Origin of the sequence: Myxococcus sp. CA040A, from assembly GCF_013336725.1 — a bacterium.
GTDB lineage: Bacteria > Myxococcota > Myxococcia > Myxococcales > Myxococcaceae > Myxococcus > Myxococcus llanfairpwllgwyngyllgogerychwyrndrobwllllantysiliogogogochensis.
In genome coordinates, this window is the sequence record NZ_JABUMR010000001.1 from 1,511,113 (window position 1) to 1,527,915 (window position 16,803).

Sequence of the window (16,803 nt, forward strand, 5' to 3'; positions counted from 1 at the left end):
TCGGCCCGATACGCGCGGCCAGGGTCCTCTCCTAGAGAAGGGGACGCGGGCCTCGTCCGCGCCCTCTCGCGGCCCGTCGTCGGTGGACGGGCCGCGGAGGCGTGCTGCTCAGCTCCGCGCGGATTTCCGGGCGCCGCGAGCCGCGCGAGCAGGCTTCGCGGGGGCCTCGGCGGCCTCGGTGGCCTGCGTCTCCGTGCGCAGCCGCACCCACTCCACCAGGGTGCGGACGCCCACGCCGGTGGCGCCCTTGGCGTTGTAGCCGCGCTCCTTGGGGCTGTTGGACGGACCGGCGATATCCAGGTGCACCCACGGCGTCTCGCCGACGAACTCCTTGAGGAACAGGGCGGCGTTGATGGAGCCACCCCAGCGCTCGCCGGAGTTCTTCATGTCGGCGACCTCGGAGCGCAGCGCGTCCTTCTGCAGCTCGCTCACCGGCAGGCGCCACATCTCCTCGCCGGCGGTGCGCGCGGCCTGGAGGACCTCGTTCACCGTGCCGTCGTTGTCACCGAAGGCGCCGACGATGTAGTTGCCCAGCGCGACGATGCACGCGCCCGTGAGCGTCGCCAGGTCGATGACCGCGGACGGCTGGTGCTCGCAGGCCCAGGTGAGCATGTCGCCCAGGACGAGGCGGCCCTCGGCGTCCGTGTTGGTGATTTCCACCGTCTTGCCCAGCCGCGACGTGAGGATGTCGCCCGGCTTGTACGCATTGCCCGCCGGCATGTTCTCGCACGCGCCGATGAAGGCGTGCACGGGGAAGGGCGGCTTGATGGAGGCGATGACCTGCATGGCGCCCAGGACGGCCGCCGAGCCCGCCATGTCCGTCTTCATGTCCACCATGCCCTCGGTGGGCTTGAGCGACAGGCCTCCCGAGTCGAAGGTGATGGCCTTGCCCACCAGCGCCAGCGGCGGGCGCTTCGCGTCGCGCGCGTTCTTCGGCGTGTAGACGACGTGGATGAGCCGCGGCTCCTCGGTGCTCCCGGCCGTGACGCCCAGGAACATGCCCATGTCGAGCTTCTCGATTTCGCGCTTGCCGCCAATCGTGATCTTCAGCCCGTGCTCCCGCGCGGACTTGCGGGCGGCCTCGGCCAGCACCGTGGGCGTCACCGCGTTGGGCGGCTCGTTCACCAGGTCGCGGGCCCAGTTGGAGGCCTCGGCCACGCGCTTGCCCAGGGCCAGGGCGTCCTCCACGTCGCGCGACTTCTCCGTGCCCTCGGGCAGCGCCAGCGCGACCTTGACGGGCTTGGGCGTGCCCTTCTCCTCGCGCGCGGAGGACTTGTACTTGTCGAAGCGGTAGGCGCCCAGCACCAGGCCCTCCACCACCGCGCGCACCGCGTCCGCGGGCGCCTTCGTGGCGGGCAGTGCCACGACGAGCGACGTCACCTTGAGCCGATGGGCCGTCTTCGCCGCGCGACCCGCCGCCAGCCGCAGGACTTCCGGGTGGAACCGCGCGCGGTTGCCCAGTCCCAGGAGCAACACGCGGCCCGCCGTCGTCCGGCCGAGCGTGTGCATCACCAGGGACTGGTCGGCCTTCGCCTTGAAGCCCTCCTGGGTGGCGGCCCCGCGCAGACGGCCGTCCAGGGACTTGTCCGCCGAAGCCAGACTGGCCGGGGCGCCCTCACCCAGCTCGCCCTCGAAGAGCGGAATGACGAGCAGGTCGCCATTCGCGAGGGTGGCGTCGCCGGAGACGAAGGTGAAATTCATGGGCCGATGAACTCCTGAACGGGAGAGGGGAAATACGGGAGGGCGCGGACTGTAACGCCCACCCTGTTGCACGCAAAGCGTTGGATTTCATTCGAGCGTTGCATTGCAGCAGGGGGCTGGGTAGCAGTCAGGCAATGCCCACCTTGCTGATGCATCTGACCGCCATCGAACGGTTGGCCGCCAACCCCGGAGAGCTGCCGGCGGATTGGGTGCGCGCGCTCTCCGAAGACCTGGCCTACGCGCGCTTCGGAGTGGCGCTGCCGGACCTGCCGCTGTGCGAGGGCGTCCGAGGGGGCCTCTCCGCGTTCCTGCCCGAGCGGGAGATGCCCCTGTTCGCGAGGCTGTATCACGAGCGCGCGCCGGTGGGCTTCGGGCTGAAGATGGCGGAGCTGGTGGCCACGGGCGCGCTGGTGGGAACCGAGCCAGGGCTGGCCCTGCTCGCCGGCTACTTCACGCACCTGTGCCTGGACCGACGGCTGCACCCGGTGGTGGACAACCTGGTGGTGCGGCATCGGCGTCGCGGCGAGCGGGCCCTGGCGGCGCACCGTGACATCGAGTGGGCCCAGACGCTCTTCTACCTGCGCGAGCTGCACGGCGTGGACCTGCTGGGCACGCCCCGGCTGCGCGAGAAGTGTCAGGTGGTGAAGAGTCCCGGCTTCCCGTGGCGAGGCATTGGCCGGGGCATCTACGAGCTGGTGCGGCTGTCCTCGCAGGAGCGCGTGGGGCAGGCGCCGTCCAAGGCGGAGGTGGATGGCTGGGTGCGTGGCCTCTATGTCTCCGGCCTGTTCCTCTCCAGCCCCATGGGGCGCACGCGCGCGCTGCCGGCCTTCGCCCACCTGTCCTTCCAGGAGCTGTACCGCAACGACACGTTCGACTTCTCCCAGGAGGTCGAAGGTGCGCTGGAGTCGGCGTGTGGAGTCCTTCGGAGGTTGCACGGCTACATGGCGAGGGGCACCTTCACACCTCGTACGCGTGCCCGCTTCCTGGAGGCCTTCCCAGAGGGAAACCTGGGCGTACGTGCCGCATAGCGCGCCGCGCATCGCCCTGAAGTGCTGGGCTCTTTCGCGCGCAGAGCAACCGTCCTGCCGAGCCTGTCTCCTAGAGGGGAATGGCGCTGGGCGCGGCGATGGCCCGCTCCTATTCTCGTGAAGGAATGACGGTTCTTCTCCTCATGGTGGTGGGCGGGCTCGCGGGAGCACTGGGTGCGATGCTGGGCATCGGAGGTGGCATCGTCCTGGTGCCCGCGCTGGTGCTGGGCTTCGGGTTGCCGCTGGAGGAGGCGGTTCCGGCCAGCTTGATGTGCGTGGTCGCCAACTCGTGCGCCGCCGCGGCTGGCTACGTCGACAACCACCTGAGTGACATCCGGCTGGGCCTGACGCTGGAGCTGGCCACGGTGCTCGGCGCCATCGCCGGAGGACTGGTGGCGGCGCTCATCGCACCGGCGATGGTGGCGGTGGTATTCGGCCTGTTCACGCTCTATGTCGCGCTGCAGATGATGCTGCTGCGCTCGCCTCGAGGTGAGCCCGCGACGCTGGACGACTACCAGCCGACGAACTACCCGCTGGGCATCTCCGGCTCGTTCGTGGCGGGTGGCCTCTCCGCGCTCCTGGGCGTGGGCGGTGGGCCGCTGAAGGTGCCGCTGATGAGCTACGGCATGCGGGTGCCCTTCAAGGTGGCCAGCGCCACCAGCAACCTGATGATTGGCGTGACGGGCGCGGCGAGCGTGGCCGCCTACGCGCTGCGCGGACACCTGAAGCTGGCCCTGGTGTCTCCGCTGGTGGTGGGCGTGCTGGCCGGCGCGTATGCCGGGAGCCGGCTGATGCCGAAGGTGCCCACGGCCGTGCTCAAGAAACTCTTCGCATTGGTGCTGCTGTCGGTGGCGGGGCAGATGTTGTGGAAGGGAGGGGCGGGACTGTGGCCGAGCGTGTGGGAGTGAGTGAAGGGGACCCGGACGGCGCCGAACCGCCGCGGGTCTCCGCGGCGATGATGGCGGACCCGGCGGCACTGGGTTCCAACACGATGGTGGCGACCCCGGCGCAACAAGCCGAGGCGCCCGAGCTGGAGGCGGAGCCCGTCACCGCGGGCCTCGCCGAGGCACCGTCCCAAGGCGTCACGCGCGTCCGCGACAGGACGCTCGCGGGAGACCGGTGGATTGCCCGGGTGTTGCGCGTGGGCGCGGTGCTGAGCGGTGGCATGTTCGTGCTGTCGCTGGGCCTGGAGGCGCTGCCAGGCACGGAGAGCACGCACGTGGCCATCGACCAACTGCGCAAGGCCGCGGCGTCGCTGCTGCTGGTGACGCCGGTGGCGCGGCTGGGCGTGGCGGGCACGCTGCTGGGACTGCGCGGTGAATGGCGCTACGCCGTCATCGCCGCGGGAGTGCTGGGGCTTCTGGCCCTGGCGGTGGGCGCCGGCATCCAAGCGTGATGCGGCGCCCGGGGCAGGGCGGTGGGTGGGCGCCTCAGGCGCCTCGCGCGGCGAAGTGGGCGAGGATGTTGCGCACCTTGGCGACCTCGTCCGCGCGGCCCTGCTCCTCGTAGAGCGGCAGCACGGCTTCGAGCTGGGAGCGCGCCGCGGGCAGGTCCTGCGAGTAGTAGCAGGACAGGCCCAAATCCCACCGGGCGCGGGCCTCGTACACGTGGTCGTGCAGCTCCTGGTACAGCTCCACCGCGCGCAAGAGGTGCGTGCGCGCGCCCTCGTGGTCGCCGAGCAGTCCCTCGGACTCGCCCAAGAGCAGGTGGCCCAGCGCGAGCGCCTCCGCGTCGTCGCCCTTCTCCAGCAGGGGAAGGGCTTCCAGGAAGCGCTTGCGAGCCGGCTCGTACTCGGCCTTCTCCATGCGGATGTCGCCGATGTCCAGCAGCAGCCGCGCGGTGCGCTCCGTGTTGCGCGTCTGGCGGTAGAGGATGAGGGCCTCCTGGTACTTCTCCTCGGCGGCCTCCGGCTGTCCCAGCGCGCGCAGGGACTCACCGATGCAGGCGCGGGACAGGGCCTCTCCGTCGCGGTCCTTCGTCTCGTTGAAGAGCCGGGCGGCCTGGGCGATGAGCTCCACCGCGCCCCGGTGGTCCTCGAAGTTCGCCTTCACCACGCCCAGTCCGAAGCAGGCCTGGGCCTGGCCCGGCTTGTAGCCGGCCTCCTGGAACATCGCGAGGGCCTCCTCGTAGCACTGGCGACTGGCGGCATGGTCTTCCAACATGCCGTGCAGCTCCGCCAGGCTCACCAGGCCCTGACCCACCTGGGTGGGCGAGCCGGTGATGCGCAGGGTGGCCAGCTCGTTCTTCTGCTTCTGGAGCGCCTGGAGGAAGTGGGCGCGTTCGGTGTCGTCGGGCGGGTGCATGCTCACGCGTCGCCACCCTTGCGGCGCCGGGCCGCCTTGTCCAACGAATCGTGCTTCTCGCTCCGGTCAGTGCCATTGACGTCCGGGGGGACGGCGGCGCCCGCGGGGGGCGGGGCGTGGTGCCGGTCCTTCTCCACCTTGTCGGCCTGCTCGTAGCCGAGCAGCGGGGAGAAGAAGCAGTCCTTCTTGGTGTACTCGTCGAAGGAGAAGGCGAAGCGGTAGCTGGCCGCCGCGCGCTGGTTGCAGTCGGTGCGCTCGCAGAAGCGGCACGAGATGCCGGAGGGGATGGCATCCTTGCGCAGGTCATTGGTGGGCAGGCCATAGGCCAGGTACTTGGCGTTCTCCGCGTGGGTGCCCAGGCCGATGGAGTACGCGGTGCCCTTGACGATGGAGCCCTCGGTGGGCTGGAGCTGCACCTTGGCGAAGCAGAAGTACGTCGTGCCGTCCGGCATGATGGAGTACTGCCGGGTGAGCTGCGACGGGTTGAGGAAGGCCAGGTGCACGGCCCACTTGCCACAGCTCCCGCCGCCGCTGGCGAAGCGGATGCCGGTGCCGCTGTAGCGCTTGGAGATGTTGCCGGCGATGTCCGAGCGCAGGAAGTGGAAGGGAATGCCCGGGCGCTTGGGGTCCGACAGGTTGCACAGCCGGTGGGCCACCGTCTCGTAGGTGGAGCCGAAGATGCTCGACAAGAGCTCCACGTCGTAGCGCGTGCGCTGCACTTCCTTGAAGAAGTCCCCGTACGGCAGCATCAGCGCACCGGCGAAGTAGTTGGCCAGGTTCACCTTGATGAGCCGCGTCGTCTCCCCGTGCCGGGTGCGCCCCGCGCCGAGGATGCGCTCCACCAGCTTCTCCTTGTCCAACATCAACAGGCCAATGGACGCGGCGATCTGGAACTTCAGCGGCTGCTCGGTGAGGTCCGGGGACAGGGTGAGCGTCTGCTCCTCCGGGTCCAACCGGCGCACCACGGACGAACCGCTGGGCGAGGCGTCGATGAGCACGCGATAGCCGAAGCGCTTCTCCAACAGCTGCATCAACTGGCCGCTGGTGAGCTGGCGCTCGATGCTGATGTCCCGCCGCAGCTCCTCGGCCTGCTCCTCCAGCTCCGGGAAGTAGTTGCGGTGCGTCTCCAGGAAGTCGCTCACCTCGTCGAAGGGTGAGTAGTCGAAGCGCACGCCCGGCACGGTGCCGTTGCCCGCGCTGCCGCCCTGCGTCCGCGTGCGCTCCTCCACGTTGAGCTGCGCGAGCACGTTCTCCAACTGCGTGCGCGTGTTCTTGTAGAGGTTGAAGAGCGCGGCCACGGTGCCCGCGAGCTTCGGCTCCGCGGACAGCGACTGGAGCGACTCCGGGTCGATGTCCAGGCTCTTGAGCAGCGGCTCGTCCAGGAGCTTCGCGAGCGCTTCGTCCACGCGCCCCTCGCCCAGCGTGGACATGAACTGCTCGGGGTCCTGATCGAAATACCGCAGCGCCTTCCAGAGCAGCGGGAAGGGCATCACCCGCTTGCCCTTTTCGATGAGGTTCAAATACGCGGGGGAGACCCCCAGGTCCTTCGCCGCGTCCGCCTGCTTGATGTTGCGGGCGAGTCGCAGGCCCCGGAGCTTCAGGCCCACGTTGGCGTTCAGTGCGTTGTCGTTCATGGCTGAGTCGGGTCCCGTCGGAGTGCGCCTGGCCTCTTGCGCCCTCGCCCCTCTGAACCACTCTGCAAATCGATTTACCGATTTGCAATCAACGTTTTTCTTGAGGCTGCTCCCTGTGTGGCGGGCGACGGAACGGTCGTCGTCCACAGGGCGATTGGCCCCTGAGTATGTGCAACCACATGTAATCGCTGCGCTTTATCCGCGCGCGGATGTGCGTTCCGGGCGCTGTTCGACGCACGTTGTCAAAAGTTTACCGCCGCGGCGCGCCAAGCCCGCTTCACATGCTGGTAAACCAGCATTCACGGTTTACAGAGCAGAGCCGGCGCCGGTTCAGGCGATCAACCGGTGGAAGATGAGGGAGACGTTGGTGCCGCCGAAGCCGAACGAGTTGCTCATCACCGCGTCGACGTGGGCCTCGCGCGCGGTGTTGGGGACGCAGTCCAGGGTGATGAGCGGGTCCTGGTGCTGGAGGTTGATGGTGGGCGGCAGCAGGCCTCGGGTGAGGGCGAGCACGCTGATGACGGCCTCGGCGGCGCCCGCCGCTCCGTTCATGTGGCCCGTCATGGACTTGGTGGAGGAGACGGCCACGGTGCTGGCGGCGTCGCCGAAGATTCGGGCGATTCCTTGAGTCTCCATCAGGTCGCCGACGTCGGTGGAGGTGCCGTGCGCATTCACGTAGCCGATGTCCGACGGGGAAAGCCCCGCGTCCTTGAGGGCGGCACGCATGCTGCGCTGGGCGCCCTCGTGCTCGGGGGCGGGCGTGGTGATGTGGTACGCGTCGGAGCTGGCGCCGTAGCCGGTCAGCTCCGCGAGGATGCGCGCGCCGCGGGCCTTCGCGTGCTCCAACTCCTCGAGGATGAGCATGCCCGCGCCCTCGGCGAGCACGAAGCCGTCGCGGTCCTTGTCGAAGGGGCGGCTTGCGGCCTGGGGCGCGTCGTTGCGCAGGGACAAAGCGCGCATGGCCGCGAAGCCGCCGACGCCGAGCAGGGAGATGGGCGCCTCGGCGCCTCCGGCCACCGCCACGTCGAACTCTCCGCGCTGGATGCCGCGCATCGCCTCGCCAATGGCGTGCGCGCTGGTGGAGCACGCGGAGTTGGGGGCCCAGGACGGGCCCTTGAGGCCATGGCGCAGGCTCACGTAGCCGGGCGCCATGTTGATGATCATCTGGAGGATGAAGAACGGGCTGATGCGGTCCGGGCCCTTCTCCAACGTGCGGCGGTGGGTCTCCTCCAGGCTGGCGATGCCGCCGATGCCGGAGCCGATGATGGTGGCGATGCGCTCGGCGTTCTCCGGCGTCACCTTCAGGCCGGAGTCCTCCAGCGCCATGTCCGCCGCCACCACGGCGAAGTGGGCGAAGCGGTCCATTCGCCGCGACTCACGCCGTTCGATGTAGTCGTCGACCTTGAAGTCCTTCACCTCGCCGGCGATTTGACAGTCGAGCGCGCTGGCGTCGAACAGGGTGATGGGCCCCACGCCGCTCTGGCCTCGCACGAGCGCCTCCCAGCTCTTCTCCACGCCCGTTCCCACGGGGCTGATGAGCCCCATTCCCGTCACCACGACGCGCCGCTTCTGCATCCGCCGCTCCCTTGGATGGCACGCCAGGAAGACGAACGGCCCGGCCGCTCGTGCGCCTTCCTTTTCGTGGCGTGCGCTGCATGGCCCTTTGTATTATGGGCATCATCCCATCTGGCAAGCCTGATTGTCAGCAATACGGAATATCTGGAATCCGGATGATGGTGTCCACCACTGCATGAGGGAGGAGCGAGGCCCATGAGCGACGGGAAGGCCGAGACGCGCACGAGGACGGTGACGTGGAGAGATCCTCGGGAGGGCGTGGCGGCGGCGAAGTCGCTGTCGGGACTGGAGTACCTGCGCGCCATCGTCCGGGGCGAGGTGCCTGGGGCGCCCATCGCGGCGTTGATGGGCTTCGCGCCGGTGGAGGTGTCGGAGGGGAGAGCGGTGTTTGTGGTGGAGCCAGGGGAGCACCACTACAACCCGATTGGCACCGTGCACGGGGGCCTGGCGGCCACGCTGCTGGACTCGGCGCTCGGGTGCGCGGTGCACTCCACGCTGCCGGTGGGTGCGGGCTACACCACGCTGGAGCTGCACGTGAACATGGTGCGCGCCATCTCCCATGACACCGGTCTGCTGACGTGTACGGGTGAGGTCATCCACGTGGGAGGCCGCGTGGCGACGGCGCAAGCCCGGCTGACGGACGCGGACGGCAAGCTGTACGCGCACGGCACCACGACGTGCATGGTGTTCCGGCCCCCGGTTCCGGGCGGCCGGGAGTAGAGGGCGCGACGATGCGGTACGCACCCGAGCACAAGCAGGCCACTCGCGAGCGAATCCTCACGGCGGCGCAGACGCTCTTCCGGAAGGAGGGCTTCGCGGGCGCGAGCGTGGAGCGCGTCATGCGGGCCGCGGGCCTGACGGTGGGAGGCTTCTATGCCCACTTCGCCTCGAAGGAGACCCTGCTCGAGGAGTCCGTGCGCGTGTTCTTCCGGAACCAGCAGGTGCGCTGGTTCAGCGGACTGGAGAAACTGCGCGGCGCGGAGTTCCTCGACCTCTTCGTGCGGCGCTACCTCAACCCCCACATCCGCGACAACATGGAGACGGGCTGCATCATGCCGTCGGTGCTGTCGGACCTGACGCGCGGGACACCGGAGGCCCGCGAGGCGCTCGCGCAGGGCCTGGAGACCCTGGCGGAGGAACTGGGGGCCCATGTCCCGGGTGGAGAGGGCGTCACCGACCGACAACGGGCGCTCGCCACGGTGGCGTTGCTGTTCGGCGCGATGACGCTCGCGCGGGTGACGAAGCACCTGCCGCTCTCGGATGAAATCCTGGAGGCCGCGCGCGCCTTCCTGCTGGCGGGGGGCGCGCCGCCTCCGAAAAAGCGACACTGAGGGCGCGGGGGCGCGCGTGGTGCTCGCCTCCCATCACCTTGCCTTCGGGCCGGGGTGGAGGTGGCGATGTCCTTCGCGCGCGGCCGTCCGATGCTGTGGGGGCTCGCCCTCGTGGCGCTGTCCTGCCTGGGTGTTCCGCGCCCGCGCCCCGCGAAGGACCCGGCGGCGCTGCGCTACAACATCACCTACGTGCGCGAGCCCACGCACGCGCTCGATGTCGAGGTGGTGCTGGTGCGAGGCACGCCGCGCGCGTTCCGCTTCACCCAGCCGGGCGGCGTGCACACCGTGAGCGCGTTCCGCGAGGATGGCGAGCGACTCGAGTTGAGCGTGAAGGATGGACAGGTCCTCCTTCCCTCGAACATCCGCTTCCTGCGCTATCGCTATGAGCTGGACGCGCGCATCGGCGCGCGCGGACCCGACCTGTTCTCGGGTGGGGGAGAGGGAGACGCGCGGCATCTCGCCGGACGTGCGTACCTCATCCGCCCCAACCAGGCGCCGCCCGACCTTCGCGTGGAGCTGGTCGTCGAGGGCACGGAGGCGCTGCTCCCGTGGCAGCCCGATGACACCGGCCTGTATCGGCTGCGCGCCGAGGACCTGGTGGACTCCGGGTTCCATGGCTTTGGGGGGCGCCGCTGTCAGGTGGTGTCGCCGGATGCGGTGCTGGACGTGGCGGTGCTCGGCCACTTCACCTCGGTGGACGACACCCAGGTCTGTGCCTGGTTGAAGCAGGCCGCGGAGGAGGTGCGCACCGTGCGCCGCGCGTTTCCTTATCCGCGCGTCACCGTGCGGGTCATCCCCGTGCCCGGACGCGAAGGTCCGAGCCTCTTCGGCATGGTGCTCTGGAGCTCCCCGCCCAGCATCTCCCTGCTCGTGGGCCAGGACGCGAGCGCGGCCTCCTTCGAAAGGGACTGGGTGGTGCTCCACGAGATGCTCCACCTGACGCATCCCGCGTTCCTGCCGCGCGTGCCCTGGCTGTCCGAGGGCCTGGCCACCTACTTCACGGAGCTGGCCCGCGCGCGTTCGGGAAGGCAGAGCGCCGAGCGCGCATGGGAGGAACTGGTGGACGGCTTCGCGCGAGGTCGTCGCGTGGCGGGAGCCCGCACGATGGAAGAGGTCGTCACCGACGGTGACTTCGCGCTCGGCACCTATTGGACGGGCGCGCTCTTCGCGCTGCATCTCGATGTGGAAATCCGCCGTGTCACTGGAAACCGGCGCCACCTGGAGGATGTGTTGGAGTTGCTCGCGGAGCGGGGGCCCACTTCCACGTTCGGTGCTTTTGGCGTGGCGGTGGACGCCGTCGCGGGGCAGCCGCTGTTCGACGCGTTGCTCGCGCGGCACCTGCGGCGCGTGGCTTTTGCGGAGCAGGAAGGTCTGCTAGAAGCGCTGGGTGTGACGGCGGGAGCCGAGGGCATCGAGCTGGTGTCTGCCCGGGACAGCTCGTTGCGTGAGGCGATGGAGGGTCGGCGTATCCGCGATGTGTCGCGGTGAGTGGCGCGGCTCGCGGGATGTAACCGGTGGGCAGGATGTTGCGTACCGGATGCATCCGCGAACCCCTGACATCCGTAAATGAGGTCCGCCACATCCAGAACCCCGTGGGTGCCTGTCGCGCTCCTGGGGTCTGGGGCTTCATGTAGTTCAACCTGTAGTTCCCCCTCAACGCAGCACCGAAAGGAAGCAACACCATGAACGCGAAGGCTCTTGCGGCGATCGTCGGCACCCTGTCCCTGGCCTCCCTCGCCACCGGCTGTGCGTCCACCAAGTCCGCGGAGGCCACGCCGGCCGCCGCCGAGAAGGGCGCCGAGGGCTCCTGTGGCGCGGCGAAGGCCGACGGCAAGGGCGCCGAGGCCGGCTGCGGCGCGCAGAAGCAGGAGGGCACTGCCCCCGCCGCGACCCCTGAGAAGGGCGCCGAGCACGGCTGCGGCGCTGGCGGTTGCAACGGCCAGAAGAAGTAGTCCGCGGCGCACCGGAAGCGGGTGACGACACCTGCCTCCTCGCGCCGACTTCCGGGCGGTGGGAAGAGCACCTCCCGCCGCCCGGTTCATTTGTCTCCCAGGAGGTGGCTGGCCGTGGTGGTGACGTACGCGCGAAGACACGGGCTTCAGCCCCTGGGCGTGGGCATTGGCCTGCGCAGGAGCTTCTACGAGGAGCTGCCGCGCACCGAGCGGGCGCTCGACTGGGTGGAGATCATCCCGGAGAACTTCTTGTCGCTCGGAGGCCGCCCGCAGCGCGCGTTGGACGCGTGCAGGGAGCGCTGGCCGGTGTTGCCGCACGGCGTGGGGCTCGACATCGGCGGGCCGGATGCGCTGGACGTGGACTACGTCACGGGGCTCGCGGCGCTGGTGAAGCGCGTGGACGCGCCGTTCTTCTCGGACCACCTGTGCTACTCGCGGCTGGGCGGCGTGTACCTGCATGACCTGCTGCCGCTGCCCTTCACCGAAGCCGTCGTCGAGCACGTGGTGCCCCGCGTGCGTGAAGTCGTGGCGCGCGTGGGCCGGCCGTTCCTGCTGGAGAACCCGAGCTACTACGCGAACATGCCCGGCGGCACGCTGTCCGAGGCCGACTTCCTGCGGCACGTGGTGGAGGAGGCCGACTGCGGGCTGCTGCTGGACGTGAACAACGTCTACGTCAACGCGCGCAACCACGGCTACGACGCACGCGCCTTCATGGACGCGCTGCCGCTGGAGCGCGTGGCGCAGATCCACCTCGCGGGCCACACCATCTACCCGGACGTCATCATCGACACGCACGGCGACCGCGTCTGCGACGACGTGTGGTCGCTCTATCGCTACGTGCTGGAGCGCACCGGCCCGGTGTCGACACTCATCGAGTGGGACCAGGACATCCCGTCGATGGAGGCGGTGCTGGACGAGGCGGACCTGGCGCGCGCGGCGCTGCGGGAAGGGGCAGGGCGATGAAGCCTTCGCTGAAGCACTTCTTCGACAGCATGGGCACCTACGTGGCGCGCCCGGGCGGCGAGTCGCTGGAGCGGCTGTACACGGCGCATCCGGAGTGGCGCGCGCCCTCCTCGCGCGTGTCCATCTACGGCGACTTCGTGCGAGGCCATGTGCGAAGCGCGCTGGAGAAGCTCTTCCCGATGCTGCGAGGCGCGGTGGGCGCGGAGGCGTGGAACGCGTTGGTGGAGGACTACACGCTGACCCGGCCCGCGCGGCACCACGAGGTGAATCACATGGGCGAGGGCTTCCCGGCCTTCGTCGCGGACGGGGTGTCGTCGCGCGGACTTCCTCCCCATGCACCCGCGCTGGCGCGGTTCGAGTGGTCGGACTTCGCGGTGTTCTCGTCCCAGGCGGAGTCACCCGAGCGGGTGGAGCGCCTCACGCCGAATCCCACGCTGATGGTGCTGGAGCAGCCGTACCGCATCTGCGCCTACGTGCGCGCGAAGGGCGAAGTCGCGGTGCCCCAACCCGGTGATGAGCTGGCGCTGTTGTGGCGTCATCCGGCGCACCTGGTGACGTACTACCAGGAGGCCACGCCGCACGCGCTGCTGGTGCTGAAGATGGCGGTGGAGGGGCTGTCCGCGCCGGACGTCGCGGTGGCCACGGGGATGCCGGAGGCCGACATCCTAGGCGCGGTGGCACGTCTGTCGCGAGACGGCCTGGTGCTGTCGCCCGACGCGTGACTCCGTCGCGGGGCCTCGGTGCGACTCAGTTGCGGACCGAGCACACCTGTCCGACGGCGGAGTCCTCGCAGCGCGACACCCCCGGGCACTCCTGGTCCTGGGTGCACGCCACGGTGCACTGGCCCTCCAGACACAGCCCGCCTGACAGGCCGAGCTTCTGGCAGCGCACGTCGTCCGCGCACTCCGCGCCCAACTGGAGCAGCGCCCCACAGCCCACGAAGCGCGCGGGGTCCGGCAGGCAGTTGCCTTGCTGGCAGGTGAAGCCCGCCTCGCACCGGTTCGCCGCGATGTCCTCCTCGTTCACCGACTCACTGCACTGCTTCACGCAGGCGACGCCGCCCTCGGCCTGGGGCTGGCACGCGGCTCCCACCTGGCAGCTCCCGTCGTCCTCGCACGCGCCACAGCGAGGCCCGGCCGCCGCACAGCGGAAGCCCTTGCACATCATCCCCGCGCCACACTGGCCATCCAGCACGCACTCGACGCAGCTTCCGCCCGGGCCACACACCAGGCCGTCCGCGCAGCCCGTCAGGCCGCAGCGGTTGAGCAGCTCCTCGTTGGCCTCCAACTGGACCTTGAGCTCCTTCTTCTCGCCAGAGCCCACGCACGCCTCGGCCTGGACCTCCGGAAAGCCCACCCCGGCGATGCTCAGCGCGTAGCACCCATCCGGCAGGGGGCCCACGCGCAGTCGGCCCGCGCCATCCAGGACGAGCCGCTCGAAGGGCGTGTCCCGCACCGAGACCTGCACGCCGGCCACCCGCTCGCCGTGCGAGGACTTCACCCGCATCTCGAAGAAGCCCGCGTCCCGAGGGGCCACGCGCTGGAGCTTCACGGACTGGCCGCCGGTGACCTTCACCGAAACCCGCGTCGCCTTCTCCGCCGTGGCGACCACGAACAGCTCCGCGGGCCCGGTGGGCACGCCTTCCAGCTTGAACCTTCCCTCCGCATCCACCGCCGAGCGCACCTCATGGGCCCCGACGAGGGACACCACGGCGACCTCCGGGTCGAACTCCGTGAGCTGGCCTTCGATGGTCCCCACGCGCAACGGAGCGTTCTCCAGATTGCCGCACGCTCCCAGGCCCAGGACCAGGAAGACACCCAACGCGATGTGTTGTCTCGAGCCCATCAGAAGCGATACCCCACACCGGCCCAGCCGCCGGTGAATCCCACGGCCTGTCCCTCTCCATCCACCACCACGTAGGTCAGCATGAGCTGCGCCTGGGTCATCAGTTCCAGACGTTCACCCACCCTCACCACCATGCCTCCCACCACGCCAGGGCTGACCGTGAAGAAGCGCTGGCCGCCGGGGAAGGTCTCCACATCGAAAGACCGCCCCAGGTACAGGGCGGCCACGCGGGGACCGGCGAACAGCGTCAATCGTTCCCATCTCCACAGGTAGGGCAGGGCCACCCCCGCGGAGAAGGTGGTGTAGCGAAATGGCACCTCGTCCCCGGGTTGGAGCTGGAGCGCGCGCCGGCCCGTGCTGAAGCCCACATCGAACAGCAGTCCGAAATCGCGCAGCGGCCGGTCCTCCAACCGCAGCGACACGGCGACCTCCGGCGCCAGGGGCAGCAGCTCCGCTCGGCTGCGCGCGTCCGCGAAGGTGAACATTCCCCCGAGCAGTGACAGCGAGCGCCGGGGGAACGCCTCCGACAAGAGCTGCTCCAGGGGCAGCCGCTCCCCCGCGCTCACCTCCACGTCGCGGCGCATCAGCACCGCGTCGCCCTTGGTCAGCTCCACCGTGCGCTTGCCGGGCACCACCGCCGCGCCGCCGGGCAGCTCCGTGCGCGCCTCCCCGTCGACCTTCAGCGTGAAGCCGTCCAGCCGGGGGTTGTAGGAGAACAGCTCCGGCCGGCCCGTTCGGGCGATGGTTCCCGACAACACCACCGGGTCCGCGCCCACTTCCAGGATTTCCGCCGAGGGGCGCTGACGGCCCTCGGTGAAGGCAAAGGTGCGCCGGCGCGCGTAGTCATGGGCCTCCGTCGCGGTGACGGCGCCGTCCGTGTTGCGGTCCGCGCCCCCGCCCAGCCCCTCGACGAGGAAGTGCGTGTAGATGTCGTTGCGCAGCCCCTCGTCCTCGCGCGCCGTCTCGCCCCAGTCGCAGGCGGCGAACACCATGGATGCTCGCGAGGACTCCTCCAGCGGGCGCGCGTAGAAGCCGGACTTGACCCCGGACAGCTCCTTCTCCAGCTCCTTGGGCAACAGCGACTTGCCGTTGCCGCTGTGACAGGAGGCGAGCACCAGCAACCGGCGCCGACTGGAGAGCGCGTCGAACTCCGCTTTCAGCATATCCATGGACAACGCCGTCTGGGCGATGGCGCGATAAGAAGCGTCCCTCGTCACCAGGAAGCGGCGCAATTCGCCCGTGGCATCCCGGGCCAGGGTGCCGTGCGCGGAGAAGTAGACCACGACGACGTCGTCCGGCCGGTGGGCCTGCTTTCGCAGCTCCCGCAGCGCCGCGAGGATGGCCGCGCGCGTCGTCTCCTCGGGCCGCGTGAGTACACGCACCTGGTCGAACCGCCCGCGCGCCGGGTCCAACATCGCCGCCGCCAGGTCCGTCGCGTCCTTGGCGGGGTAGCGCAGGCCGCGCCAGTGGGGGTCGTCGAACTCGGAGATTCCCACCAGCAGCGCCATGCGCCGGGGCGTGTACGCGCTCGACAGGGCCTCCTCGTCGAGCCGCAGCGGCACCAGTCCGCCCTTCTCCGTCCCCAGGGACGAAGGACCCGCGCACGCCGTCAGCGCGGCCAGCAGGATGGGAAGAAGGCGCCTCACATTCACCTGATCAGCGGGGATTCTGGCTGCTTCGAACGCGGACGTCGAACCTCGTCACCGCCAGCATGCCTTGTTCCCATCGCTCACCTTCTCCCACCAGCACGCGCTTCACCTCGTCGACCGAGGGTTGCAGGCCCGTGGGGGAGGCGGCCAGCCACAGCGTCAGCGGGCCGGACTCGCCCTCCAGGCTGACGCCGGAGAGGCCCTGGGGGTCCTGCAGGTCATGCGTTCCCGCCTCCAGGTCGAACGGTCCGAGCAACTGGGGCTCCTCGCCCGCGCGCTGCTGGAAGAGCAGGGCGGTGCCCGCCTCGGTGGCGTGGTAGCGAAGGAGGAGCACGTCGCGCGAGTCCACCTGGGTGTCCGGGTCCAACCGGCGCAGGCTGCCATCCGCGCCCCGAACCACCACCGCCAGCTCCAGCGCGATGCGCCCCACCTGGCCCTTCACCCCGGGCTCCTGGGACGCGGTCCCCACCTCCACCCCGGTGCCTCCCTGACGCAGCCGGGGCACCACGACCACCGCGAGCAGGCCCGCGGCCACGGCCCCGGCGATGAGGCCCCACCGTTGGGTGTCCAGCCGGGGCGCGCGCAGCCGCCGTCGCACCCGGGCGAAGCCCACCTCGTCCAGCGGCGCGTCGCTCCGGGGCGGGGCCAGGGCGAGGAGCACCGCGTCCACCTGTCCATCCAGGACGTCGGGGCCGGAGTGGGTGGCGAGGAAGCTTTCACACGCCTCACACGCGGTGGCCAGGTGCTCGCGGAAGTACTTCACCGCGTCCGGCTCACGACGGGCAAGAGCGTGTAGCGCCTCGTCATCCAGGTGTCTCATGA

16 protein-coding genes are annotated in these 16,803 nt (G+C 69.9%); 9 read left to right on the forward strand and 7 right to left on the reverse strand.

What is annotated here, in order from left to right:
• Positions 1 to 108 precede the first annotated feature (108 nt).
• Entirely contained in the window at positions 109 to 1,701 is a 1,593-nt protein-coding gene (locus HUA75_RS06210) for a leucyl aminopeptidase (RefSeq protein WP_174485781.1), read from the reverse strand.
• 134 nt (positions 1,702 to 1,835) lie between these two features.
• On the opposite strand from HUA75_RS06210, the gene HUA75_RS06215 reads away from it, so the two are divergent.
• The 3 genes from HUA75_RS06215 to HUA75_RS06225 all read left to right on the forward strand — a co-directional run bounded on the left by HUA75_RS06215 (position 1,836) and on the right by HUA75_RS06225 (position 4,125).
• Positions 1,836 to 2,729, forward strand: coding sequence for a hypothetical protein (locus tag HUA75_RS06215; protein ID WP_174485782.1), 894 nt, complete (start codon positions 1,836 to 1,838; stop codon positions 2,727 to 2,729).
• A gap of 125 nt (positions 2,730 to 2,854) precedes the next feature.
• Complete coding sequence (locus tag HUA75_RS06220; protein WP_141643513.1) at positions 2,855 to 3,637, forward strand: sulfite exporter TauE/SafE family protein; 783 nt, start codon at positions 2,855 to 2,857, stop codon at positions 3,635 to 3,637.
• Positions 3,616 to 4,125 (forward strand): hypothetical protein, encoded by a 510-nt coding sequence (locus tag HUA75_RS06225; RefSeq protein WP_306440885.1) that lies wholly within the window; start codon positions 3,616 to 3,618, stop codon positions 4,123 to 4,125. Before HUA75_RS06220 ends, HUA75_RS06225 begins: the two co-directional genes overlap by 22 nt.
• 34 nt (positions 4,126 to 4,159) lie before the next feature.
• On the opposite strand, the gene HUA75_RS06230 is transcribed toward HUA75_RS06225, so the two are convergent.
• The 3 genes from HUA75_RS06230 to fabF all read right to left on the reverse strand — a co-directional run bounded on the left by HUA75_RS06230 (position 4,160) and on the right by fabF (position 8,241).
• Positions 4,160 to 5,032, reverse strand: coding sequence for a tetratricopeptide repeat protein (locus HUA75_RS06230; RefSeq protein ID WP_141643533.1), 873 nt, complete (start codon positions 5,030 to 5,032; stop codon positions 4,160 to 4,162).
• Between the two features lie 2 nt (positions 5,033 to 5,034).
• The gene (locus tag HUA75_RS06235) at positions 5,035 to 6,666 is read right to left on the reverse strand and encodes a short-chain fatty acyl-CoA regulator family protein (RefSeq protein ID WP_141643514.1); all 1,632 of its coding nucleotides are present in this window, start codon (positions 6,664 to 6,666) and stop codon (positions 5,035 to 5,037) included.
• Positions 6,667 to 6,996: 330 nt separating this feature from the next.
• Positions 6,997 to 8,241, reverse strand: coding sequence for a beta-ketoacyl-ACP synthase II (gene fabF, locus HUA75_RS06240; RefSeq protein ID WP_174485783.1), 1,245 nt, complete (start codon positions 8,239 to 8,241; stop codon positions 6,997 to 6,999).
• A 195-nt stretch (positions 8,242 to 8,436) separates the two neighbouring features.
• Between fabF and HUA75_RS06245 the strand changes: the two genes are divergently transcribed.
• The 6 genes from HUA75_RS06245 (at position 8,437) to HUA75_RS06270 (ending at position 13,209) form a co-directional block, all read left to right on the forward strand.
• Positions 8,437 to 8,961 (forward strand): PaaI family thioesterase, encoded by a 525-nt coding sequence (locus HUA75_RS06245; RefSeq protein WP_174453560.1) that lies wholly within the window; start codon positions 8,437 to 8,439, stop codon positions 8,959 to 8,961.
• Positions 8,962 to 8,972: 11 nt separating this feature from the next.
• Complete coding sequence (locus HUA75_RS06250) at positions 8,973 to 9,572, forward strand: TetR/AcrR family transcriptional regulator (protein ID WP_174464620.1); 600 nt, start codon at positions 8,973 to 8,975, stop codon at positions 9,570 to 9,572.
• Between the two features lie 66 nt (positions 9,573 to 9,638).
• A complete protein-coding gene (locus tag HUA75_RS06255; protein WP_174485784.1) occupies positions 9,639 to 11,060 on the forward strand; it encodes a hypothetical protein in 1,422 nt (473 codons plus the stop codon).
• 194 nt (positions 11,061 to 11,254) lie between these two features.
• Entirely contained in the window at positions 11,255 to 11,524 is a 270-nt protein-coding gene (locus tag HUA75_RS06260; RefSeq protein WP_141643519.1) for a hypothetical protein, read from the forward strand.
• Positions 11,525 to 11,641: 117 nt separating this feature from the next.
• Positions 11,642 to 12,487, forward strand: coding sequence for a DUF692 domain-containing protein (locus HUA75_RS06265; RefSeq protein WP_371746069.1), 846 nt, complete (start codon positions 11,642 to 11,644; stop codon positions 12,485 to 12,487).
• A complete protein-coding gene (locus tag HUA75_RS06270) occupies positions 12,484 to 13,209 on the forward strand; it encodes a DUF2063 domain-containing protein (RefSeq protein ID WP_174485786.1) in 726 nt (241 codons plus the stop codon). Before HUA75_RS06265 ends, HUA75_RS06270 begins: the two co-directional genes overlap by 4 nt.
• A gap of 25 nt (positions 13,210 to 13,234) precedes the next feature.
• Here the strand turns inward: HUA75_RS06270 and HUA75_RS06275 are convergent, their stop codons facing one another.
• Genes HUA75_RS06275 through HUA75_RS06285 form a run of 3 tightly spaced genes read right to left on the reverse strand, consistent with a single transcriptional unit; the run spans position 13,235 to position 16,801 of the window.
• Positions 13,235 to 14,332 carry a carboxypeptidase-like regulatory domain-containing protein gene (locus HUA75_RS06275; protein WP_174485787.1) on the reverse strand — a complete coding sequence of 366 codons (1,098 nt, stop codon included), beginning with the start codon at positions 14,330 to 14,332 and terminating at the stop codon, positions 13,235 to 13,237.
• Complete coding sequence (locus tag HUA75_RS06280) at positions 14,332 to 15,978, reverse strand: caspase family protein (RefSeq protein WP_141643523.1); 1,647 nt, start codon at positions 15,976 to 15,978, stop codon at positions 14,332 to 14,334. Before HUA75_RS06280 ends, HUA75_RS06275 begins: the two co-directional genes overlap by 1 nt.
• Positions 15,979 to 15,988: 10 nt before the next feature.
• Complete coding sequence (locus HUA75_RS06285) at positions 15,989 to 16,801, reverse strand: hypothetical protein (RefSeq protein ID WP_174485788.1); 813 nt, start codon at positions 16,799 to 16,801, stop codon at positions 15,989 to 15,991.
• Between the last annotated feature and the right edge of the window lie 2 nt (positions 16,802 to 16,803).